The sequence below is a fragment of the Acinetobacter sp. XS-4 genome, assembly GCF_023920705.1.
Lineage (GTDB): Bacteria > Pseudomonadota > Gammaproteobacteria > Pseudomonadales > Moraxellaceae > Acinetobacter.
The window spans coordinates 1,765,623-1,787,327 of the sequence record NZ_CP094657.1; the positions used below are offsets into that span (position 1 = coordinate 1,765,623).

Below are 21,705 nucleotides of genomic sequence, written 5' to 3' on the forward strand. Positions count from 1 at the left end.
ATTTAAGGATGACAATTAGAAATGAAAGAGTAGTAAAGCAATTTTAGGATCAGCACTATTAAGCTTTCATTTAATCCAATGTTAAAGTAATTAATTCTTCTCGGTTGAGTTTATGTTTAGAGTTTCAACTAATTAAATACTTTAGGAGTAATTATTAATCTATTTAAGCAATATCTTAAATATAATTATTTCGAATTTACTATTTTCGATACATAGAAAGATTCGCCATTATAAAATAATTCCGATTGCCAAATTACCTTTTTATGAAAAGTGCAAGGCTAATAGATTTTCAATTCGGTAACTTCTACTATTAAATTATCCCTTCTCAAACGTTAAGATATGTCCGCCTTGTTTCTGGTCTTTAAACAAAAAGGATAATCTCTGATATTAATATCATTCAAAAACTCTGGTAACGGATATGATTGAAAAAATAATATATTGCTTATAAGTAAAAATATTTAAGTACAACTAATCTAATAGATATAACTATTAGATTAGTAAAATATCCTACTAAATAATAGTATATCCACCATCAATTGTAATACATGAGCCATTCATAAAACGAGCTTCATCGGAAGCTAGAAAAATAGCTAACTCGGCAACTTCAGACGCTTCACCAAAACGGTTCAATGGAATTTTATCAGTAGGACGGGTTTCTAGCATTTTGACCGTCATTGGCGTACGAATAGTGCCTGGGCAAATAGCATTAATTTTGATGCCATGTTTGGCATACACTGCTGCCAGATGTTTTGTATAACCAATTACAGCATGTTTTGAGGCTGTATAAGAAGCGCCTCCCATTTGAGCAACTAGGCCCGCAATAGATGCAATATTGATAATTGCACCAGAACCCTGTTCAATCATTTTTGGTAGAACCAAATTACTTAAATTGAATACGGCTTTTACATTTATGGCGAACATAGTGTCCCAAAGTTCTTCGGTCGTATCTAAGCTATTGGTATATTTGTCGAAAATACCTGCATTGTTAAGTAGTACATCAATTCGTCCAAACTTCTCTAATGTGAATTCAACTAACTGCTTGAGCTGATCAAATTGAGTGACATCAACTTGAAATGCAAAGGCTTCTCCACCTGCGTTGATGATCTTCTCGGCAACTTGGTTAGCCAGTTCTAAATTCAGGTCAGCAATCATTAATTTTGCTCCTTGTTGTGCAAAAGCAATTGCTTCTGACTCTCCCATACCGGAAGCTGCACCTGTGATAATACAGACTTTATTTTGTAGTCTAGACATAATACATTTCCTAAATCCTAAGTTTTGATCTAAGCTCTCTTTGTGAAATAGATGCTTAAATATTGAAGTTCTCCTGTAAGACTTAAAATACGTATTTAGCTAAACTAGCTCTAGATACAATCTGGGAATGAAGACGATATTCAGACATACTGAGCGAATATCGGACAGGGAATTTTGAAAAGGGAAAATGATGAGGGATCAGATTATTCAACATCCGCTCTCTGAAGAGACGATCAAATACGATGACTATATTGCAGGTTTAGCAAAGGGCCTAAATATTCTTGAGGCGTTTGGGACTGATCGACAGCGTTTAAATGTTACTCAGGTCGCAGAACGAACTAATATTACTCGTACAGCAGCACGTAGATATCTAAAGACACTCAAGTTTTTAGGCTATCTTGAAACTGATGAATATTATTACTGGTTAACACATAAGGTACTTAAGTTTTCAGGGGCTTTTTTAAGTACAGCACATTTGCCAAAAATATCGCAGTCGGTGTTAAATCATTTATCTGAAAAAACGACATTAGTTTTCTCAGTGGTGGTTCAAGATAATTATGAGGTTGTTCCGATTGCTAGAAGTGTCCCGCAAAATGATCATTTCCGAGTAAGTCCTTTTGGTATTCATCTAGGTAACCGAATTCCTGCTCATGCTTCATCTACGGGTAAAGTTTTATTAGCGCATAAATCCTTAGAAGAGCAGAAAAACTGGATTAAGTTATATGGACTTAAACGATTTACTGCATATACATACACAGAAAAAGCCAGTTTTCTAGCTGCATTACAGACCATTAAGGACAATGGTTATTGTATTTCCGCTGAAGAATATGAACTAGGCGTAACAGCAATTGCGATACCGATTATTAATCAGACTGGTGATATTATTGCAGGACTAAATGCTGTTGCTCCGATTTCTAAAGTAAATGATATCTATCTGATTAATACGGTTTTGCCATTACTAAGAGAGGCGGCCAAAGAAATTCGAGACATGATTTAGTTTATTGTTCTGTGGTTTCAAAAAAACGTCCTTATTGGGCGTTTTTTTATATTTAAAATAATTTTATCAATATTTTAAGACTATTTATTTTGTTTTATATAACCGTTGGAAGAGATGATTTTATAAACAGTGAACGATATAAGATGTGTTTGCGCGATCATCGTTCAATTTAAAAGAAAGTGGTCTAGTCGGAACTGTGATAGCCCCGTAGTTTAATAAAAAGAAAAGCGTTCGATACAACACTATCAGGATGGTGTAGCCAGCTATTTCAGGCAAGTGAACGCATGGATCTGTCGCAAGGAGTGACAACAATGAATACCAAATTACCTCAACAGCTTGAATGCGATTTGGTTGTGGTGGGTGCAGGGGCAGGCGGTTTGTCGACTGCGATTACTGCTAAGAAAAAAGGCTTAAATGTTATTGTCCTTGAAAAAGATGATGTGTTCGGAGGTACAACAGCTTTTTCTGGTGGAGTACTATGGGTTCCAGGAAACCATCATGCAAAACAAAATGGTATACAAGATAGTCGTGAAGCAGCGTTGACCTATTTAAAGCATGAAACCAAAGAGTTTTTTAATGCTGAGGCTGTAAACGTATTTCTGGATTATGCACCTGAAATGCTAAATTTTTTCGAACAATACACCTCAGTTAAATTTATCCCGACACTTTATCCAGACTATCATCCAGATGCTCCTGGTGGGGTTGATATTGGTCGCTCTGTACTAGCTGCACCTTATGATATTCGTGGTTTGGGCGAGAATATGAAACGTCTACGTCCGCCTCTTAAAACGATTACCTTTATTGGCATGATGTTTAATTCATCTAATGCGGATTTAAAGCACTTTTTTAATGCTACTAAATCGTTTACTTCATTTATCTATGTGGCAAAGCGATTAGCTATTCATTTAAAAGAACTGGCTATCTATGGTCGTGGTACTAATGTCACAAGTGGTAATGCTTTGGCTGCACGTTTGGCTAAATCTGCATTTGATTTAGATATTCCAATCTATACAGAAGCTGAAGTTAAGCAGTTAAATTTTGAAAATGGCAAAGTTGTTGGCGTACAAGTTAAACAACAAGATCAGCACTGCCAGATTAAATCTAAAAATGGAGTCGTGCTGGCATGTGGCGGTTTTTCACATGATATTGAACGACTCAAACAAGTTTACGCGCACCTGAAACGTGGAGGTGAACACATCTCTCCTGTACCAAAGACTAATACAGGAGATGGATGTCGCCTTGCTGAATCGGTTGGCGGTGTGGTGGATATTCACTATGCGGACTCTGCTGCATGGATGCCTGTGTCAAAAGTCCCTTATACAGATAGCTATGGCGTGTTCCCACATTTATTAGACCGTTATAAGCCTGGAATTATTGGTGTACTTAAAAATGGTAAGCGTTTCACCAATGAATCAAACTCTTATCATGACGTTGGTGCAGATTTATTTAGGGCTTGTGAGGAGCTTGATGAAACTGCTATGTGGTTGATTTGTGATCATAAAACGATTAGCAAATATGGTTTGGGTTATGCCAAACCAGCCCCAATGCCACTTTCATCTTTAATTAAAAAAGGATATCTCTTTAAAGGTAATAGTTTAAAAGAGCTGGCACAGCAGGCAGGAATTAATGCTGAGCAGTTAGTTAAGACGGTACAGCGTTATAACGAGGGTGCTGTGAAGGGCCAAGACCCAGAATTTCATCGTGGTTCTACTTCGTTTAACCGATATTTGGCCGATCCAGATCACAAACCAAATCCATGTGTAGCACCAATAGAGCAAGGCCCATTTTATGCTGTAAAAGTTTTTATGGGTGATTTAGGAACATTTGATGGTATTAGAACTGCCGTTACTGGTGAGGTATTAAATCAGTTTCATCAACCCATTCAAGGTTTATACGCAGTAGGTAATGACCGTGCGAGTATTATGGGAGGAAACTATCCAGGTGCAGGAATTACTTTAGGGCCAATCATGACTTTTGGTTATATCACAGGATCACATATTGCTGATTTAGCTAAAGGAGGGAATGGTTTTATATCATCTAAAAATTCTAAATCTGCCAATTCTCAATCCGTTAAGGAGACTTTTCATGTTTCATAAACCGATTGTTGATCACCGTATTTATAATATTACACCAAGATGTATGCCTAGATTTCTTGAGGTATTCGATCAGCTGGCGATGCCTATTTTGAAAAAGCACTTGGGTGAGCCGCTTGGTTTTTATATTAGTAATATCGGTACGTTAAATCAGGTTGTACATTTGTGGGGTTATGACAGCCTGGATGACTATGAAAAGCGTAGTTTTGCTCGAGATACAGATCCTGACTTCCAAATTTATTTGAAAGCATCTGAAGGTTTAGTGACGTCACAGGTGAATCAAATTTTAAGGCCAGTGAGCTTAGCTTCATTAACTAAGCCTTAAACAGCAGTTTATTTAAAAATTCCCTTAAGGAACGGTGTTTTGAGAAAAACACCGAGGGAAACTTCGTGCTTTTAAAAGGAGAAACTCATGAGCACAAGTCAAATACAAAGGAAAGATGTAAAAAGCATATTAAATGAAAATAAGATGGGTAGACTACAAAAGCTCATTCTATTTTTTTGCTTTGCTATTATTGCTCTAGATGGTCTGGATGTCGTAGTCATGGGATTGATTGCTCCTCAGATTATTCAGGAGTGGGGTATTAGTGCACAAGAGTTAGCACCAGTTTTAAGTGCAGCATTGATTGGATTAGCAATAGGTGCATTAGTTTCTGGACCTTTATCAGATAAATTTGGCCGAAAACCAGTGCTAATTTTAAGCGTACTTGGCTTTGGTATTTTTACTTTGCTGACAGCATTTTCAACTGATATCACACATCTCTTAATTTATCGCTTTCTTACAGGATTAGGTGCCGGTGCTGCTGCTCCCAATGCAGCGACTTTAGTTTCAGAATATGCAGCAGATCATCGCCGTTCATTTTCAGTTACTGTTGCCTACTGTGGTTTTTCTCTGGGCGCTGCAGCAGGTGGTTTTTTAGCAGCATGGCTTATTCCGGAGTTTGGCTGGCGTAGTATGTTGATATTAGGCGGCGTACTGCCTTTGATTTTGGTACCATTTTTATATTGGAAAATGCCTGAATCAATTACCTATCTAGTCAAACAATCGTACTCACAAGATAAAATCAAAGCGATTTTAAAACGCTTATTTCCACAATCTTCTTTTTTAAATCAAGAAATTTATCTGAATGAAGTAAAAACCGAGAAATCTGGTCTAGGTCTAATTTTATCTAGTAAATATCGCTATGGCACGATTATGCTCTGGATCAGTTATTTCATGGCATTATTTTTAATCTACCTATGCAGTAGCTGGTTACCAACCTTAATTAAGTCGAATCAATTTACGATTTCTCAAGCTGCCATTGTGACTTCGTTCTTTCAAATTGGTGGTCCTGTTGGAAGTATCACTCTTGGTTGGTGTATGGATCATTATCGTCCGCGTTTGGTTCTTTTTATTGCCATGTTAATTGGTGCACTTGCAACCTTTGGGTTAGGGCATTTTGGTCATGATATGGTGCTTATGTGTGTTTTTGCATGGATTCTTGGTTTTACCTTTAATGGTGGGGCCGTTGGTTTGAGTGCTTTAGCGACTGGATATTATCCGACTTCTGCTCGTGCAACCGGAGCAAGCTGGATGAATGGTATTGGGCGCTTTGGTGCAATATTAAGTGCGTTTGCTGGAGCTGCGATGATCAGTTCAGGTATGCCATTTTCTATGATGTTCTCATTGTTAATGATTCCTGCTGTACTTTCTGGTTTTGCTGTTTTAATTCAGGGTATTAAAACGAAACAGTCTGTTGTGCAAACTAAAACACAGTTGAGTTAAATCAGTAATAAAGCAAGTTGATTAACAATTTTAAAATCTATATTTGCTTGTTAAATATTCTCTATGGCTTTGAATTAGCTTGATCAGCATGCTGGTCAGGTAAGGATAAATACACATTAAAAAATGTATAGCAGTTGATTCAGCTGAAATAATTCAAGGCTTTATGTTCATGATAAACAATGTGCTAAGGAACAGCATTAATGAAATTTTCTATGACTTCGCTTGCGATGATTTCAACTTTTACATTAGCAAGTAGTGCGGTATTCGCTTTCGATCCTTTGGCTCAGGATCAAAAATGGATATTGGGTGATTGGAACGGAAAACGGACTCAACTCGAACAGCAAGGTTATCAATTTACCACCGCTTTTCAAAATGAAAGTGCTGTTAATTTGAGTGGGGGATATGACGATTCATCACGACTATTTAATGCAAACCAATGGACATTTGGTACACGTCTAGATTTAGAAAAAATCGCAGGTTGGAAAGATACTCAAGCACAGTTGAGCATAACGAAACGAGATGGACAACCGCTTTCTACTGATCGGATTAGTGATCCTAGAGCGCCGCAATTTAGTAGTGCTCAAGAGATTTATGGTCGTGGACAATGGTGGCGCTTAACCAGTGCATGGGTTAAAAAAGGATTTTTGAATAATGATCTACAAATTAAGGTAGGTCGTATGGGGCTTTCAGATGATTTTAATGCATCGCATTGTGAGTTTCAGAACTTAATGTTATGCGGAGGTCAGTTAGGTAAAACGGTAGGAGATATTTGGTTCAATAGTCCTGTAAGCCAATGGGGAATTAACGCCAAATATCAAGTTTTACCTTCACTCTGGTTTGGAACAGGGATTTATGAGGTCAATCCTGAAAATGCCTTAGAGCAACATGGTTTTAATTTGGATATGGATCAACGTAAAGGTATTTTAATTCCTGCGGAACTATCGTGGAAACCCAATCTAGCATTTTTCGATGGCTTAAGTGGTGAATATAAAGTCGGTGCATTTTTGTCAACGGCAGATGCACGTAATGTTAGTACAGATGAAAATGGTAATATTGAGCCAAATGCAGCAGATCGAAAATGGCAAAACAATAAGCATAGTGTCTGGTTAAATGCACAACAACAGGTTTTTGCGCCTGCGGACGACTCTAAGCGCGGTTTATTTATTTCAGCAAACTTTACTTTTAATGATAAATCTACAACTGTTGTTGAAAGCACACAGCAACTAGCGCTTTGGTATAAGGGCATATTCGAGCATCGACCAAATGATACCATCGGTTTGGGTCTGGCACGTTTTGATGTGAATGATCGTGTCCAAGAACGCCAAAATGCATCTAATCAATTACTGGGATTAACCGAAGCTGACTATGCGAATCCGAAATATACACCGATTCAGCATGACGAATTGAATATTGAATTGAACTATAACTTTCAATGGTCACCTAGTATTGCTTTACGACCAAATATTCAATATGTGCATCAACCTGGTGGTGTAAAACAAGTGGATGATGCTTGGGTAGCAGGTATGACCATGAAGCTTAATTTTTAAATATGTATGAGTAAAAAGGCAAACAAAGGTTTGCCTTTTTATTTTCCAAACAAGATTTTTAGATTTTCTTGAAAAAGCGTTTCAAGTGATAAAATTTCATTGGGATTCAGGATGCCATTGTGAATCATACCCATCCACATAGGGCTCACAATAAGCAATGCAAATTGCTGTGGGGAAATCGTGGCTGATAATTCTTCACGTTGAATCGCTAAACTGGTTAATTGCTCAAGCTCATACTGAATAGGTAAAAAAATCTTATTCACGTAAGTTTGACGAATATGCGGAAAATTATTTCCTTCACGTAAAATTAAGAGTGCCATATCCGCACGACCAGTCGTTTCAAGCGTTAAAACACTGGGAATAATCTTTTTACAAATGAACTCGTAAACGGTTTCATTTTGAGTGATTTCAGAGGCGCGAATAGGGCGAAATGAATCGTTGATGAGAGCATCAATTACTGCTTCAAATAACTGATCTTTAGTTTCAAAATAAGAATAAATTGTACCTTTGCCTAATTCAGCATGTTTAGCAATATCTGAAATTTTTGCTCTTGCAAAACCCACTTCAATAAAATGTTGTAGAGCAGAGTCAATAATTTTCTTTTTAGTTTCTTGCGTCTTTTCTAGGCTTGGGCCGCGTGTTTTAGATTTCGTCATGTTGAACTAGATTTCATTGTTAACAAGATTATTTTAACATAAATTGACCCGTGGGTCATATTTGAATTAAAATCGACTTAAAAGTCACTTTTGGTTGAATTATGCAGACACCAAAGTCCAGTGTTCAATATTGTATTATTAGTTTTGCACTATGCCTTGCTGCTTTAAGCACAGCTTTAGCAAGTCCTCTATATGCAATCTATGAACAACAGTGGGGCGTTTCAACATCTCAAATAGGCTATATCTTTATTTCCTATATGTTAGGCGTAGTTTTTTCACTCCTGTTTTTAAATAAACTCAATGCAATTTATCACTATAAAAATGTGATTTTGGTCAGTTTGGCTTTAACCATTTTAGGTTTAATGTTGTCTGCATTGGCAAGTTCTGTTTGGTTACTGGGCTTTTCAAGGTTTCTGATAGGAATTGCTTCAGGACTTATTACCACCGCTGCAATGGTAGGACTCAAAGACCAATATCCGTTTCGTAATAAGGCATTAGCTGAAAAGCTTACTTCTATAATTACTGTTTTGGGTTTTGGTTTGGGGCCTTTGGTCGGTGGTATATTGGCTGACCATACCGCGCGGCCATTGGCTGATCCTTATTGGATTATTATCTTTTTTTCAATTCTGATATTTATCAGTGTGTTCTGGGTCAAACCAAGATTTAAAGTTGAGAAAAAATATCAGTTAAATGAGTTATTAAAACTACAAGGTTTAGTATTGCCGCAGGTAGCTTCACGCAAAGTTTTCTGGGTCTGTAGTGTGGCCGCACTTTGTAGTTTCGGGGCTTTCAGCTTATATGCAGCTTTGGCTGGGACTTTTATTAAAGAATTACCGATTACATCATCAGCCACCTTAACAGGTGTATCGATTTCAATCATTTTATTTGTGTCAGTGCTGAGTCAATTATTTTGTAAATCGTTTAAAGAATTGCATGTGTTGTATACAGGCCTATTAGCTTTATTGCTTGGAACGATTAGTTTGGTTATGGCAGAAGTTGAACACATTATTTGGTTTTTATTGATCAGTATTTTGCTGACGGGTATGGGACATGGTTTTACCCTAAGTGCTGCCTATCACTTTATTGGCAATATGATGGATCGGGAAAAAAATCCGCTGGTCTTCTCTAGTTATTTGTTTATTGCTTATCAAGGTACGATCTGGCCTGTCATCCTTTCCAGTTATTTTATTGAATATTTCGGAGTTGTCATCACATTAGGGCTGATAGCAGCATTATTAATGGTGACTATCGTATGGTTGATGCATCAACTTAAATTTAAGGTGGCGCCTACATTAGCTCGTCATAAATAACGATTGATCAATTTTGGGAACTTAAAATATGTTTAAAGGGTATTTAGGCAATCGAAATATGATTTTGATTGCCTTAGAGGCTAAAAATTAGATATGGATTAAATTGATGATGGAAGCAATTTTCTCTGAAGTGACCATGAGTGCTGGTGCTAGCTCTTCAATACGTTTAGGACTTAAGCGTACAGAAGGCCCTGCAATACTGACTGTACCAAAAGGCTCACCTGTCTGTGGATTGAGAATGATTTTAGCCATAGCAGACATGCCTAGCTCATAGGTGTCACTAATCACACCATAACCTCGCTCTCTAGAAGCCTTAATCATTTGCTCTAGTTCTGTAAGGTCTTTTGGTGAGTTTGGTCCAAAGTTCTTAGCTTTATCGAAACCTTCACGTTCCACAATTCGTGAAAAGTCATTTTGATCAAGAGTAGATAAATACGCTAAACCACAAGCTGAAGCAGGTAAATAGGCCACGTTGCCAGAGTCAGGATCATATTTTAGACCTGATTTGGCTCCTTGAGCTTTACCAATCCAGATAATTTTTTCGTCTTCGATTAAACCGAGGCGAACCAGTTCAGAAGAGGTTTCTGCCAATTCATCAAGATAGGGTTGAAATGTTTCGGTAATCGAGCGCGATGATAGAAAACTCAAACCCATTGAGGCAATTTTAAGAGTGAGCTTGTAGTGCTGCGTGATTTCATCTTGATAGATGTACCCCATGTCTTTCATCGCAGTCAGGATGCGATGCATTGCAGACTTTGGGATATCAAGATCAACAGAAAGCTGACTAAGTGCACATCCATCCACTTCTTTTAATAGTGCTTCAAGGATGAGCAAAGAACGATCGGTATTGCTGAGCATAAAAATCCTAATATTATTTTTTGGAACGGTGTTCCAAAAAAATTAAAAACAGATTATAGTTGTTTTAGATTCTATCTCAAATGCTGTACAGATGAATCATTCAGATACGGAGTTTCCTAATTATTCAGCTTTTGATAATAACTAGGGAGCAAAACTGAATAAGCGATGGAAAACGCATATTTGCTGATACACACTAATGGAGTAAGTGTATGACTCAACAGGTAAATTTAAGGGAGTTTATTGATGAAAATCGCATATCCCCAATACAAAAACTAGTCATCTTTTTATGTTTAATGATTATCGTTGTTGATGGTATTGATATATCAATCATGGGATTTGTAGCTCCCGTCATTAAGCAGCAATGGGGAATTACTACAACTGATCTTGCACCCGTAATGAGTGCAGCTTTAATTGGTTTAGCTGTAGGCGCAGTGATTTCAGGACCTTTGGCAGACAAGTTTGGACGTAAAAAACTACTCATTATTAACTTAATTGGTTTTGGCGTATTTACTTTATGTGCAGCAGTTTCTAGCAATGTGACAGAACTGATGATGTTCCGTTTTATTGCTGGTTTATTTATGGGAGGAGTAATGCCGCAAGCTGTTACGTTGGTAACAGATTACTCACCCATGAAAATGAATGGCCGTATGGTTACCATCATTTTAAGTGGATTCACAATTGGTGCTGCTATTGGAGGTTTTTTGGCTGCTTGGGTGATTCCACATTTTAACTGGCATGCCATGATGATTATTGGTGGAGTCCTACCACTTATTTTAGCCGTTATCGCAGCATTTAAATTACCCGAATCTATTGGTTATAAAGTCCTTAAAGAACATCCAAAAGCAGAGATTGATGCCATTATTCATAAAATGGCACCAGATTTTGATACAACTAACACGGTTTTTATTTTACCTAAAGCAAAAACCAACACGGTCGATAATCCAGTAAAAGCAGTCCTCAGTCCTTTTTATTTCTTAGGCAGCTTTTTGCTTTGGTGGAGCTACGCCTCTGGTTTGTTTGTGGTGTATTTACTTGGAAGTTGGTTACCAATGATGAGCCATGAATTTGGTTTCAGCATTAGTGAAGCTTCAATTATCACTGCGATTTATCAGCTAGGAGGCCCAATAGGTTGTATCGCATGCGGTTATTTGATGGACAAGTTGAATCCACACCTTGGTTTAGTGATTGCATATCTTTTAGCGATTGGCTTCATGTTCTTTCTAGGTGCAGTGGGTCATAACTTTGTAATGTATAGCATGATGTGTTTCTTCATCGGTATGTGGATGAATGGTGCGAATGCAGGTCTCAACAGTGTTTCAAGTTCATTCTATCCAGTTTTTGCACGTGCAACAGGAAACAGCTGGATGCATGGTATAGGCCGATTAGGAGCAGTGGGTAGTGCATTTGCTGGAGCATATTTTTTAAGCCTAGGTTGGGAGACAAGCAAAATTTTCCTTGTGCTTTGCTTGCCAACTGCCGGTATGGTCGCCGCATTAATTATTATGAAACTGGTATATTCACCAACAAAGATACGTCAGCACGAACTTAAAAAAGTTCAAATCTAAAATTTTCTAACTCACCGATTTTTAAGGAGATTGAATAATGGATATTCAATTGAATGGAGCAACTCGTCTTTATTTTGTGGTCGGACATCCGATTGTACAGGTCAAATCACCTGAGGGTGTAACGATGGAGCTGCTTAAAAAGGATTTAAATGCAGTTGTTGTACCAGCCGATGTAGCACCAGAACACTTCCCAAATTTTGTTCAGCAAAATTTGTATTTAAATAATAGTGACGGCTTGATTGTCACGGTTCCTCATAAAATTTCGGCTTTGAATTGCTGCCAAAAATTAACTTCACGCGCACAGTTTATTGGGGCGGTAAATACGATTCGCCGCTGTAAAGAAGGGTGGGAAGGAGACATGCTTGATGGTAAAGGCATGGTACAAGCGATACGAAATAAGTTAATCAAGTTGAAAGATAAACGCGCCATTTTGGCGGGAGCTGGTGGAGCAGGTAAAGCGATTGCTTATGAATTACTTCTTGCTGAAGTGGCTGAGTTAGCAATTTTTGATGTAGATCAAACGCGTCAACAACAACTAGTTGAACAACTTCAACAGTTAGGCAAAGGCAAAGTTGTTGCACATAACAATGATCCAACAGGATTCGACGTTGTAGTCAATGCGACACCTATGGGAATGAATGGTGATCCTTCAGCAGCTTTTCAATTAGAAAAAATAACTGCACAAATGTCGGTTGCAGATGTCGTGACTAGTCCTGAAAACACACCATTTATTCAACATGCGTCGACTTTGGGATGTAACGCAGTCAAAGGAACGGACATGTTTATTGAGGTTCGCGACTTAATGATTGCTTATTTACTTGAGAAAGAGCAGGAGCAACAAGATGTCGCGTGAATATTCACTTTCATTTTTGACAGTTGCAGATGTGAGTCCTGTAGAAGCAGTCAAAATTGCAGCAAAGTGTGGTTATGCAGCAGTGGGCTTACGCCTGCTGCCAGCAGCACCTAACGAAGTAGATTATCCAATTTTAAATGATAGCAAGCTGATTAAGGAAACAAGGGCTGCTTTGGATGACACAGGTGTTCGTATCGCTGATGTTGAAATTGTACGAATTACTTCTGACTTTGAAGCAAATAAATATTTGCAGTTTTTAAGTACCGCTGAGCAGCTCGGTGCTAGGCATATTTTAGTTGCAGGAAATGATCCTGAGCAGTCAAGACAAATACATCACTTCGCACAATTTTGTGAATTAAGTAAACAGTTTGGCTTGAGTTGTGACCTAGAGTTCATGCCATGGACCAATGTGAAAAATTTGGCGCAGGCTGAATATATCGTGAATCAATCAGGGCAAGAAAATGCTGCCATTTTAATTGATGCATTACATTTTGACCGATCAGATTCAACACTTGAGCAGATCAAAGCACTTGATCCAAAGCAGTTAAACTATGTTCAGCTTTGCGATGGTTTTGCTGAATATGATCCGCGTGATGAAGGCTTAATTAAGATCGCACGTTCTAATCGATTAGTGCCCGGACAAGGCGAAATTGATCTTATAGGGTTAATTCGTGCTTTACCCAAAGAAATTATGTTAGCTGCAGAAGTCCCCAATTTGGTACTAGCTGAACGTCCCGCTCTCGAACGCGCTGAAATTAATTTGCAAGCAATGAAACAGCTCGTTGCGCTCGCTCAATTGGGCACTGTTACGGGGTAAGAAGTATGAACGCAAAAACCCAACAACCATTTCAGATGATTCCGATACCAATTCGTGAATGCTACGAATGTGATGTTTTAGTCATTGGCTCAGGTGCAGGTGGGCTTTCAAGCGCCGTGACCGCAGCATATGAAGGATTAAAGGTTATTGTCGCAGAGAAAGCATCCGTATTTGGTGGAACAACTGCTGTATCGGGAGGGTGGTTATGGATTCCTAATACACCTCATGCTGAACGGGAAGGCCAAGCTGAACCAATTGATATACCGAAGCTATATTTAAAAAGTATTTTGGGTGAAAAGTATGATGAAACAAAGATTCATACTTATTTAACTCAAGCACCCAAAATGGTGGAATTTTTCGAAGCCAAAACGGAAGTTAAATTTAATATTGGTGCGGCGGTACCTGACTTTTTCAATATTGAAGGTGCTAGGGTTGGGTGGCGTTCGATTGTTGCAGCACCTTATAATGGCCGTTTACTTGGTCAGAAACTAAATATCCTACGTCCACCAATTCCTGAAACTACACTTTGGGGAATGGGTATCGCTTCTGGCACAGATATGAAGCATTTCATTAATACTTTTAATGCAATTCCATCCTTCATCTATGCGACCAAACGCGTATTACGACATTTTTTTGATCTAATTTTTACTAAGCGCTCAACTCAAATTGTGAATGGTAATGCTTTGGTGGCTCGACTACTCAAATCTGCATTTGATTACAAAGTACAACTATTAGCAAATCATGCCATGACTGAATTAGTTGAAGAAAATGGTCGAGTGATTGGAGCATTATTTAAAACACCAGCTGGCATCGTCAAGATGATCGCAAAACATGGCGTGATATTAGCAACTGGTGGTTTTCCGCATGATGAAAAACGTAAACAAGCTTTATTCAAACATGTGAGTGAAGGTACTCCCCATCATTCAGCTGCCCCTGAAACAAATATAGGTGATGGCTTAATTGCAGCAGAAGCAATAGGAGCAACTGTTGATCAAACTTTGCCTTGGTCTGGCGCATGGGCACCTGTTTCATTAATTCCGCGTTTAGATGGAACTTTAGGTCGTTTTCCACATTTGGTTGAGCGAGGTAAACCGGGATTAATTGCAGTTTTAAAAAATGGATGCCGCTTCACGAATGAAGGAGATTCTTATCCTGCATTTATTAAAGATCTATTCAAACATACACCGCAAGGCAAACAAGCACATTGTTGGTTGATTTGCGATCACAAGTTCATTCGCCGTTACGGCTTAGGCGCTGTTAAACCTTTTCCAATTTCTCTAAAGCCTTGGCTAGACAATGGTTATTTAAAACAAGGACACACTATTCAAGAGCTGGCTGTGGCATGCGGTATAGATCCAGTTCAGTTTTTAAAAACAGTTGAGCAGTACAACCAATATGCCTATTTAGGCCAAGACCCCGAGTTTCAGCGGGGTAGTACTCCTTATCAAAAAGCACAGGGTGATGCTGATCATCATCCGAACCCATGTATTGCCCCGATTGAAAATGGACCATTTTATGCAGTTGAAGTGGTGCCAGGAAGTTTAGGCACATTTGCAGGACTGATTACAGATGAATATGCCCAAGTTCTAAATAAAGCTGGGCAACCGATTAATGGATTATTTGCGGCTGGAAATGACCTCAATAGCATCATGGGGGGCCAATATCCAAGTGGTGGAATTACCTTAGGTCCAGCCATGACATTTGGTTATCTTGCTGCAAAAAAAATTGCTGAACAAGCTCGAACTGAAACAGTAGCGTTCACGCCACATAAGCAAGATTAAGGAGAATTGAACATGGATAAAGAAGTTGATTTATTGGTTATTGGCGGTGGCGCCGCAGGCATGTCCGCAGCGCTTTTTGCCAAGCTTAATGGATTAGATGTTTTACTTTGCGAAAAGGCTTCCCAAGTAGGTGGTACTTCAGCAACATCAGGTGGAACGATTTGGGCGCCAGGATCACATTTAAGTGTTCAAGCAGGTGTTCCCGATGATATTGAGCAAGCTCGAATTTTTCTTAAATCTGTAGTGGGTGAACGTGGTGGTGAAGAACTTCGCGAAGCATTTCTAGCGTCATGTGCTGATATGGTTCGTGATTTAGATGAGAAAACTACAGTTAAGCTTAATGCTTGTTTAGCACATCCCGATTATGTGAAAAACCAACCAGGAGAAGCATTTGGTGGTCGTGCACTTGCTCCTGCTGAATTTGATGCAAGTGTTTTAGGTGCTGACTTTAAATATGTACGTCCTCCACGAGCGGAATTTATGGGCTTAGGCGGCATGATGGTCAACCGTACTGAATTAAATGCACTGTTAAATCCTATACACAGTTTTCAGAACTTTATGACTACCTTGAAAGTTGTGGTGCCTTATTTTCTGTCACGTCTACGCTTTAATCGGGGTACCCGGCTTGTTATGGGTAATGCTTTGGTAGGTAACTTATTTTATAACCTTAAACAAAAACATGTTCCTGTTTGGTTCAATGCATCACTGCAAGAGCTACTGGTTGAAAAAGGCAAAGTGGTGGGAGCCAAAATTGAAACCGAGCAAGGTGTGAAAGTTGTTCGTGCCAGAAAAGGTGTAGTTTTAGCCACTGGTGGTGTGGGGTGGAATATAAAGTTACGTCAACAATTGTTCCCAAAAGGTTTAATTTCATACTCACTTTCACCTTACTCAAACACGGGTGATGGGCTTAGTAAAGCTATGGAAAAAGGTGCAAAACTTGACCCCTCTGTGGATAGTAGTGTGCTTTATTTTCCATGCTCCATCCATGTTCATGCCAACGGTTATAAAGCTATTTGGCCACACATTATTTTAGATCGGGCTAAACCGGGTGTAATAGCTGTCAATGACGATGGTAACCGCTTTGTCAATGAGTCAGATTCGTACCACGACTTTTGTATGGCTCAGCTTAAAACAAATCAAGGTAAAGCAAAAATTCAGTCTTACCTGATTTGCGACCAAACTGCGATTGAAAAATATGGGTTAGGTTTTGTTCTGCCTGGTGCAAAAAAACTCGATTACTACCTCAAAGAAAAATATTTATTCTCTGCAAATTCACTAGAGGAGCTTGCCCAAAAGGTTGGGATTAACGCTCAAGGATTAGTGAATACAGTTCAACGTTTTAATCACCTCGTTGAACAGGGTGTAGACACTGACTTTGGTAAAGGTAGTGGTGTAATGAACCGGTTTAACGGAGATCCAGAAGTCAAACCTAATCCATGTTTGGGCAAACTTGAGCAAGGCCCCTTTTACGCTTTACCTGTCATTCCAATGGACTGTGCGAGTAGTGGTGGATTAGCTGGCGACATTTATGGTCGAGTGCTTGATCAGAATAATCAGGTTATCTCTGGGCTATTTGCCTGCGGTAATGACCTATCTTCAATTTTTAAAGGAACATATCCAGGCCCAGGAACAACACTAGGGCCAGGGATGGTATTTGCTTGGCGAATTGCTCAATTTGCCGCAGGAAAACTAAATAAACAAGTGACTGAGCAACCTACACAAATGACACAACCACGGAGAACCGCATGAAGCTTTATCAACTGATTAACATCACTATCAAAATGGGTACAACTGCAACTGTTGCAGCAGGTATTCAAAGTTTTTACCAAGATGAGACAGCTAAGGGTAAGTTACTTGGAGTATTTTTCTCTGATATAGGCGAGCTCAACCAAGTTGTTGTATTACGTAGCTATGCTTCACAACAAGAATTAGGTGATGAAAATGCGCGTTTAGCAGCACAAGAAAACTTGTTTGAGACATCTGAAAATATTATTAGATATTCAGTAGAAAATTTTGCTGGTTTTGACTTCTTACCAGAAGTTGAGGTAGGTGAATTTGGTCCTGTATATGAAATCCGTACTTATGAGTTGAAACATGGTGGTGTCCCTCATGTCCTTGAGGCATGGAAAAATGCAGTGCCAACTCGTACTCAATACTCAAAATTAACAATAGCGATGTATGCTCTTGATGGTACACCACGTATTGTAAGTATTTGGCCATACGCATCATTGAATAAACGTTCGGAAGTTCGTGCCAAATCAGTGGCAGATGGCATTTGGCCACCAAAAGGCGGCCCACAGTGGTTAACTCATGCAATGAAGTCAATGATTGCACTACCAACTTCAGTATCGCCACTGAAATAAAATTTGGTAAGAATGGATTGAAAACTAGCCTACTATTTAGGTAGTAGGCTTTTAAATTTAGAAAATACAAGTAAGAAATAGGTTTATATAACTAGTTTAGCTACTTTAATTATTATTGAATACAAGCATTACTAAATTTTAACTGGCAAATTAAGTACCACCTGAGCATCCCCAATAACATCTAAGCGTAGAATTATCTAGCGTAGTTTTTATATATAATTACAGTCAGAAAAGATGAGATATTTGTCTTTTTTTTAATTTTTAGAAAACTTATCTAGAGTACTAAAAGTTGTATAAATAGTTTCTTACAAGTAAATAAAGATGAAAATCGACTAAAAATATCTTATTAAATAATAGTATATCCGCTATCAATTGCATGAGCCATTCATAAAGCGCGCTTCATCGGAAGCGAGGAAAATAGCTAACTCGGCAACTTCAGACGCTTCAACAAAACGGTCCAGTGGAAAATTTTATCAGTAGGACGAATTTCTAGCATTTTGGCCGTCATTGGCGTACGGAATTGTACAATTAGGAAAAACAATATTTCCTAATTTATTAGTTAATATTAATAGAGCACTCTAGCTTAACCGTTTATTTTAATATCATTAAGGCCATTTGTTAATTTATTTGCTAAATGAGTAAATGAAATCATATCGTCAAGTGTAAAGCCATTTAGAGCCTGCTTATAAAAGTTATAAATATTTTCTTGTAATTGTTCCCATCGAGCAATTCCTTCTTGGGTTAGCATGATATTTTTTGCACGACGATCTGTTGTATCAATTTGACGTATTACATATCCTTCACGCTCGAGTCGCTTCAAAACACCATCTAAATTTTGTCTACTTACATCTAGATATTCAGTTAATTCAGTAAATGACATAACTGAATTAGTTTGTGGCCTTGATAATGCACCTAAAACTGCCCAATGTACTGATGAGATTCCTAGTTCATTTACGCATTGGCGATCTAATGAGTTTCCAAGTTGAAATAATCTGAAGAATAATCTGTTGTGGATTGCATAAAGAGATTGATCATAACTTTGTTGATCTTTTTGGGTCATAATCTAAACTGCTAAGTATTGAGGATTTATCTATATTATATACTTATAAGCAGATGCATTTATTGAAAATAAAAAATGGAATATTGATGATTTATGTAATATCGGTATCGATTTAGATAGTCTGATTTGGTAGTTTTTTTACCAAAAATTATCAAATCAGCTATATATTAGGCAATATTTCAAGTCGATTTAACCATTAGTTTTAGATCTGTAAACATAGCTGGGAAATTGCTATCAACAACTCTATGTACGAATTTATCTTTTATTTTTCTGTTCCTGGCTTCGGACTACAAATACCAAATAAAGTATTGAATATCTGCTATAGCACGACAAACACCATTCAGAACATTAATATCCTTATGAGTTAATTTCACCGTTTAAATATCATTGATTTGTAAATTGTGCTTTACGCTTTTCAATAAATGCTTGGATGCCTTCAGCAGCATCTTTAGTTTGGGTACTGGCAAGAAACATTTCACTTTCGAGCGCTAAACCATCAGTAATATTTAAATCTAATGCCGATTGAACAGCTTTTATGATAAATGCTGTGGATGCAGGAAATTTCTCTCCAAAATTTGATAAGAACTCCAAACCTGCTTGAGTAGAACTTTCAGTCGCCGTAATTTGTGTAATCAGACCAATTTCTTTTGCTTCTACTGCATCGAAAATTCTTCCACTTAAAATCAATTCTAACGCTTTTGTATAGCCTACGATACGAGGTAAGCGTTGTGTACCTCCATAACCAGGAAGTAATCCTAATTTAATTTCAGGTAAACCAAATTTAGAATCAAGGCGGCAGATACGAAAAGTACAAGCCATAGCTAATTCTAAGCCTCCGCCTAAAGCAGTACCTTTAATTACGGCTATTGTAGGAAATGGTAGGTTGCTAATTTTATTGAAAACACTTTGCCCTTTATGTGAAAGCTCGAGATATTCAGCAGGCGTTTTATTTTTTAGTTCTGTAATATCTGCTCCAGCACAAAAGGCTTTTTCACCTTGCCCAGTAAAAATGAGAGCACGAGGATGGGCCTGATTAACTTTGTTAAGTAAGTCATCAATATTTTGAATCATTTCCTTGTTTAGAGCATTTCTTGCCTCTGGCCGACAAAGAGTAATTATAGCGATATCATTCTGATAATTTAGCGTTGCATTCATTTTTCAACCTCCTTCTTGATACTAAAAAGCATATTGAAATATTTATTTATGTCAATGTATTTACATTATTTATTTATTTAAAATATTTATATTAAATAAAAACAAAGATTTAAAATTATTTAAAATAAAAATATATCAATATATTGACATAAAATATCACTCTCATTACTCTTGATTGAAATGGAGTGTGAACTCTTCAATCAACAAGTATGGGCAAAATGTAATTAATAAAATTGCAGATAATAAAGAGTCATGCATATCAAGGAGATGATCATGCAGTACATTGATGTACACAAAATTGCTAGTGATGCAACGTTTAATAAGTTTCATGCCAAAGTATTACTTTGGTGTTTCATTGTTATTATTATTGATGGCTATGACATAGCTGTTGCTGGTATAGCTATCCCTTCAATTATGGAAAAGATGGGGGTCAGTGCTTCGACTGCAGGTTTTATGGCTAGTTCTGCATTATTCGGTATGATGGTTGGTGCCATTTTTTTAGGAGCTATATCCGATAAAATTGGCCGGCGTTTGACTATCGCGATCTGTGTATTCCTATTTAGTGTCTTCACAGCAGTAGCTGGAATGACGAATGATCCTATTAGTTTCAGTATTATGCGTTTTATTGCAGGCTTAGGTATCGGTGGTGTTATGCCTAATGTTGTAGCACAAATGACTGAGTATGCCCCGAAAAAAATACGTAATTTCATGACTGCCTTGATGTTTTCTGGCTATGCTATTGGGGGAATTCTGGCAGCTTTGCTGGGTAAACAATTTATTGTGGAATTTGGTTGGCAGGTTGTGTTTTTTGCGGCAGGTATCCCTGTATTACTCATTCCTTTTATTATGAAATCAATGCCAGAATCATTGGCATATCTAAGTAAGAATAAAAAAGATCTAGAACTAAAAGAGATTGTTCGGCTTATTGAACCAAATATTCAGATAAATAATGAAACAGAGTTACTCAGTATGAAAGATACTAGCTCTGATCATATTCCTGTTACACAATTATTTGCTAATGGCCGTGGTTTTAGCACAGTTATGTTTTGGGTGGCGTTCTTCACTGGACTGTTTATGGTCTATTCATTAAGTACATGGTTGACTAAATTAATGGCTATGTCGGGCTATACGCTTGGTTCAGCATTAAGCTTCGTGGTTGCTCTAAATATTGGCGGCATCATTGGTGCCGTAGGTGGAGGTTGGCTGGCTGACCGTATGCATATCAAGTGGGTATTGGTGTTTATGTACAGTTTGGGAAGTGTATTTTTGTACTTAATGACTCTGCCAATGCCAATACATATGTTGTATATCACGATTGCAGTAGTTGGAGCTTGCTCTACTGGTGCTCAAATTGTTGCTTATTCTTATTGCGGTCAGTTTTATCCTGCTGAGATTCGTTCAACCGGCATTGGTTTGGCATCGGGTGTAGGACGTTTAGGAGCGATAGGTGCGCCATTACTGATAGGAATGATTATGGCCCTGAATTTACCGATTGAACAAAATTTCATGGTGATTGCAGCAGCAGGTTTAATTGGTGCAATTGCTTTATCATTCATTAATCATAATCGCTCATTTTCAATATAATTTACTTTGGCATGGTCTATTACTTCAGTATGCAGTAATAGACCATTTTT

At 37.9% G+C, this 21,705-nt stretch carries 19 protein-coding genes; 13 read left to right on the plus strand and 6 right to left on the minus strand.

The annotated features are described in order from the left end of the window. Window positions 1–510: 510 nt before the first annotated feature. On the minus strand, window positions 511–1,251 hold the full coding sequence (locus MMY79_RS08280; RefSeq protein ID WP_252612909.1) for a glucose 1-dehydrogenase: 741 nt from the start codon (window positions 1,249–1,251) through the stop codon (window positions 511–513). A 190-nt stretch (window positions 1,252–1,441) separates the two neighbouring features. Between MMY79_RS08280 and MMY79_RS08285 the strand changes: the two genes are divergently transcribed. The 5 genes from MMY79_RS08285 to MMY79_RS08305 all read left to right on the plus strand — a co-directional run bounded on the left by MMY79_RS08285 (window position 1,442) and on the right by MMY79_RS08305 (window position 7,653). Then, window positions 1,442–2,248, plus strand: coding sequence for an IclR family transcriptional regulator C-terminal domain-containing protein (locus MMY79_RS08285; RefSeq protein ID WP_289781526.1), 807 nt, complete (start codon window positions 1,442–1,444; stop codon window positions 2,246–2,248). Between the two features lie 311 nt (window positions 2,249–2,559). Next, window positions 2,560–4,344, plus strand: a complete 1,785-nt coding sequence (locus MMY79_RS08290) for an FAD-dependent oxidoreductase (protein ID WP_252612912.1) — start codon at window positions 2,560–2,562, stop codon at window positions 4,342–4,344. Then, on the plus strand, window positions 4,334–4,666 hold the full coding sequence (locus tag MMY79_RS08295; RefSeq protein WP_252612914.1) for an NIPSNAP family protein: 333 nt from the start codon (window positions 4,334–4,336) through the stop codon (window positions 4,664–4,666). Before MMY79_RS08290 ends, MMY79_RS08295 begins: the two co-directional genes overlap by 11 nt. An 87-nt stretch (window positions 4,667–4,753) precedes the next feature. After that, window positions 4,754–6,106: an aromatic acid/H+ symport family MFS transporter gene (locus tag MMY79_RS08300; protein ID WP_252612916.1), complete on the plus strand. Its 1,353-nt coding sequence runs from the start codon at window positions 4,754–4,756 to the stop codon at window positions 6,104–6,106. A gap of 200 nt (window positions 6,107–6,306) precedes the next feature. Then, window positions 6,307–7,653, plus strand: a complete 1,347-nt coding sequence (locus tag MMY79_RS08305; RefSeq protein WP_252612917.1) for a carbohydrate porin — start codon at window positions 6,307–6,309, stop codon at window positions 7,651–7,653. Between the two features lie 38 nt (window positions 7,654–7,691). On the opposite strand, the gene MMY79_RS08310 is transcribed toward MMY79_RS08305, so the two are convergent. After that, window positions 7,692–8,309 carry a TetR/AcrR family transcriptional regulator gene (locus tag MMY79_RS08310; protein ID WP_252612918.1) on the minus strand — a complete coding sequence of 206 codons (618 nt, stop codon included), beginning with the start codon at window positions 8,307–8,309 and terminating at the stop codon, window positions 7,692–7,694. A gap of 101 nt (window positions 8,310–8,410) precedes the next feature. On the opposite strand from MMY79_RS08310, the gene MMY79_RS08315 reads away from it, so the two are divergent. Beyond that, window positions 8,411–9,619, plus strand: coding sequence for an MFS transporter (locus MMY79_RS08315; RefSeq protein ID WP_252612920.1), 1,209 nt, complete (start codon window positions 8,411–8,413; stop codon window positions 9,617–9,619). 87 nt (window positions 9,620–9,706) lie between these two features. Here the strand turns inward: MMY79_RS08315 and MMY79_RS08320 are convergent, their stop codons facing one another. After that, window positions 9,707–10,477, minus strand: a complete 771-nt coding sequence (locus MMY79_RS08320) for an IclR family transcriptional regulator (RefSeq protein WP_252612922.1) — start codon at window positions 10,475–10,477, stop codon at window positions 9,707–9,709. Between the two features lie 209 nt (window positions 10,478–10,686). On the opposite strand from MMY79_RS08320, the gene MMY79_RS08325 reads away from it, so the two are divergent. The 6 genes from MMY79_RS08325 to MMY79_RS08350 are packed head-to-tail and all read left to right on the plus strand — an operon-like array spanning window position 10,687 to window position 17,856. Then, on the plus strand, window positions 10,687–12,042 hold the full coding sequence (locus MMY79_RS08325; protein WP_252612924.1) for an MFS transporter: 1,356 nt from the start codon (window positions 10,687–10,689) through the stop codon (window positions 12,040–12,042). A gap of 37 nt (window positions 12,043–12,079) precedes the next feature. Continuing rightward, window positions 12,080–12,895 carry a shikimate dehydrogenase gene (locus MMY79_RS08330; protein ID WP_252612926.1) on the plus strand — a complete coding sequence of 272 codons (816 nt, stop codon included), beginning with the start codon at window positions 12,080–12,082 and terminating at the stop codon, window positions 12,893–12,895. After that, on the plus strand, window positions 12,885–13,712 hold the full coding sequence (locus tag MMY79_RS08335; RefSeq protein WP_252612928.1) for a TIM barrel protein: 828 nt from the start codon (window positions 12,885–12,887) through the stop codon (window positions 13,710–13,712). Before MMY79_RS08330 ends, MMY79_RS08335 begins: the two co-directional genes overlap by 11 nt. A gap of 5 nt (window positions 13,713–13,717) precedes the next feature. After that, complete coding sequence (locus MMY79_RS08340) at window positions 13,718–15,493, plus strand: FAD-dependent oxidoreductase (protein ID WP_252612929.1); 1,776 nt, start codon at window positions 13,718–13,720, stop codon at window positions 15,491–15,493. A gap of 12 nt (window positions 15,494–15,505) precedes the next feature. Beyond that, window positions 15,506–17,242 carry an FAD-dependent oxidoreductase gene (locus MMY79_RS08345; protein WP_252612930.1) on the plus strand — a complete coding sequence of 579 codons (1,737 nt, stop codon included), beginning with the start codon at window positions 15,506–15,508 and terminating at the stop codon, window positions 17,240–17,242. Continuing rightward, window positions 17,239–17,856, plus strand: coding sequence for an NIPSNAP family protein (locus MMY79_RS08350; protein WP_252612932.1), 618 nt, complete (start codon window positions 17,239–17,241; stop codon window positions 17,854–17,856). The genes MMY79_RS08345 and MMY79_RS08350 overlap by 4 nt, the downstream gene beginning before the upstream one ends. 368 nt (window positions 17,857–18,224) lie before the next feature. Here MMY79_RS08350 and MMY79_RS19410 read toward each other — a convergent pair whose 3' ends face one another. From MMY79_RS19410 to MMY79_RS08360, 3 genes are all read right to left on the minus strand, one after another. Next, window positions 18,225–18,317 carry a hypothetical protein gene (locus tag MMY79_RS19410; RefSeq protein ID WP_289781527.1) on the minus strand — a complete coding sequence of 31 codons (93 nt, stop codon included), beginning with the start codon at window positions 18,315–18,317 and terminating at the stop codon, window positions 18,225–18,227. 122 nt (window positions 18,318–18,439) lie between these two features. Continuing rightward, the gene (locus MMY79_RS08355; RefSeq protein WP_252612934.1) at window positions 18,440–18,916 is read right to left on the minus strand and encodes a MarR family transcriptional regulator; all 477 of its coding nucleotides are present in this window, start codon (window positions 18,914–18,916) and stop codon (window positions 18,440–18,442) included. 384 nt (window positions 18,917–19,300) lie between these two features. Further along, entirely contained in the window at window positions 19,301–20,071 is a 771-nt protein-coding gene (locus MMY79_RS08360) for an enoyl-CoA hydratase-related protein (protein WP_252612936.1), read from the minus strand. A gap of 273 nt (window positions 20,072–20,344) precedes the next feature. On the opposite strand from MMY79_RS08360, the gene MMY79_RS08365 reads away from it, so the two are divergent. Beyond that, complete coding sequence (locus MMY79_RS08365) at window positions 20,345–21,655, plus strand: MFS transporter (protein WP_252612938.1); 1,311 nt, start codon at window positions 20,345–20,347, stop codon at window positions 21,653–21,655. Window positions 21,656–21,705 lie beyond the last annotated feature (50 nt).

Bases quoted from the DNA above. Each gene is read 5' to 3' on its own strand.
- MMY79_RS08280 (WP_252612909.1), bottom strand. From the start codon at position 1,251: ATGTCTAGACTACAAAATAAAGTCTGTATTATCACAGGTGCAGCTTCC.
- MMY79_RS08285 (WP_289781526.1), top strand. From the start codon at position 1,442: ATGAGGGATCAGATTATTCAACATCCGCTCTCTGAAGAGACGATCAAA.
- MMY79_RS08290 (WP_252612912.1), top strand. From the start codon at position 2,560: ATGAATACCAAATTACCTCAACAGCTTGAATGCGATTTGGTTGTGGTG.
- MMY79_RS08295 (WP_252612914.1), top strand. From the start codon at position 4,334: ATGTTTCATAAACCGATTGTTGATCACCGTATTTATAATATTACACCA.
- MMY79_RS08300 (WP_252612916.1), top strand. From the start codon at position 4,754: ATGAGCACAAGTCAAATACAAAGGAAAGATGTAAAAAGCATATTAAAT.
- MMY79_RS08305 (WP_252612917.1), top strand. From the start codon at position 6,307: ATGAAATTTTCTATGACTTCGCTTGCGATGATTTCAACTTTTACATTA.
- MMY79_RS08310 (WP_252612918.1), bottom strand. From the start codon at position 8,309: ATGACGAAATCTAAAACACGCGGCCCAAGCCTAGAAAAGACGCAAGAA.
- MMY79_RS08315 (WP_252612920.1), top strand. From the start codon at position 8,411: ATGCAGACACCAAAGTCCAGTGTTCAATATTGTATTATTAGTTTTGCA.
- MMY79_RS08320 (WP_252612922.1), bottom strand. From the start codon at position 10,477: ATGCTCAGCAATACCGATCGTTCTTTGCTCATCCTTGAAGCACTATTA.
- MMY79_RS08325 (WP_252612924.1), top strand. From the start codon at position 10,687: ATGACTCAACAGGTAAATTTAAGGGAGTTTATTGATGAAAATCGCATA.
- MMY79_RS08330 (WP_252612926.1), top strand. From the start codon at position 12,080: ATGGATATTCAATTGAATGGAGCAACTCGTCTTTATTTTGTGGTCGGA.
- MMY79_RS08335 (WP_252612928.1), top strand. From the start codon at position 12,885: ATGTCGCGTGAATATTCACTTTCATTTTTGACAGTTGCAGATGTGAGT.
- MMY79_RS08340 (WP_252612929.1), top strand. From the start codon at position 13,718: ATGAACGCAAAAACCCAACAACCATTTCAGATGATTCCGATACCAATT.
- MMY79_RS08345 (WP_252612930.1), top strand. From the start codon at position 15,506: ATGGATAAAGAAGTTGATTTATTGGTTATTGGCGGTGGCGCCGCAGGC.
- MMY79_RS08350 (WP_252612932.1), top strand. From the start codon at position 17,239: ATGAAGCTTTATCAACTGATTAACATCACTATCAAAATGGGTACAACT.
- MMY79_RS08355 (WP_252612934.1), bottom strand. From the start codon at position 18,916: ATGACCCAAAAAGATCAACAAAGTTATGATCAATCTCTTTATGCAATC.
- MMY79_RS08360 (WP_252612936.1), bottom strand. From the start codon at position 20,071: ATGAATGCAACGCTAAATTATCAGAATGATATCGCTATAATTACTCTT.
- MMY79_RS08365 (WP_252612938.1), top strand. From the start codon at position 20,345: ATGCAGTACATTGATGTACACAAAATTGCTAGTGATGCAACGTTTAAT.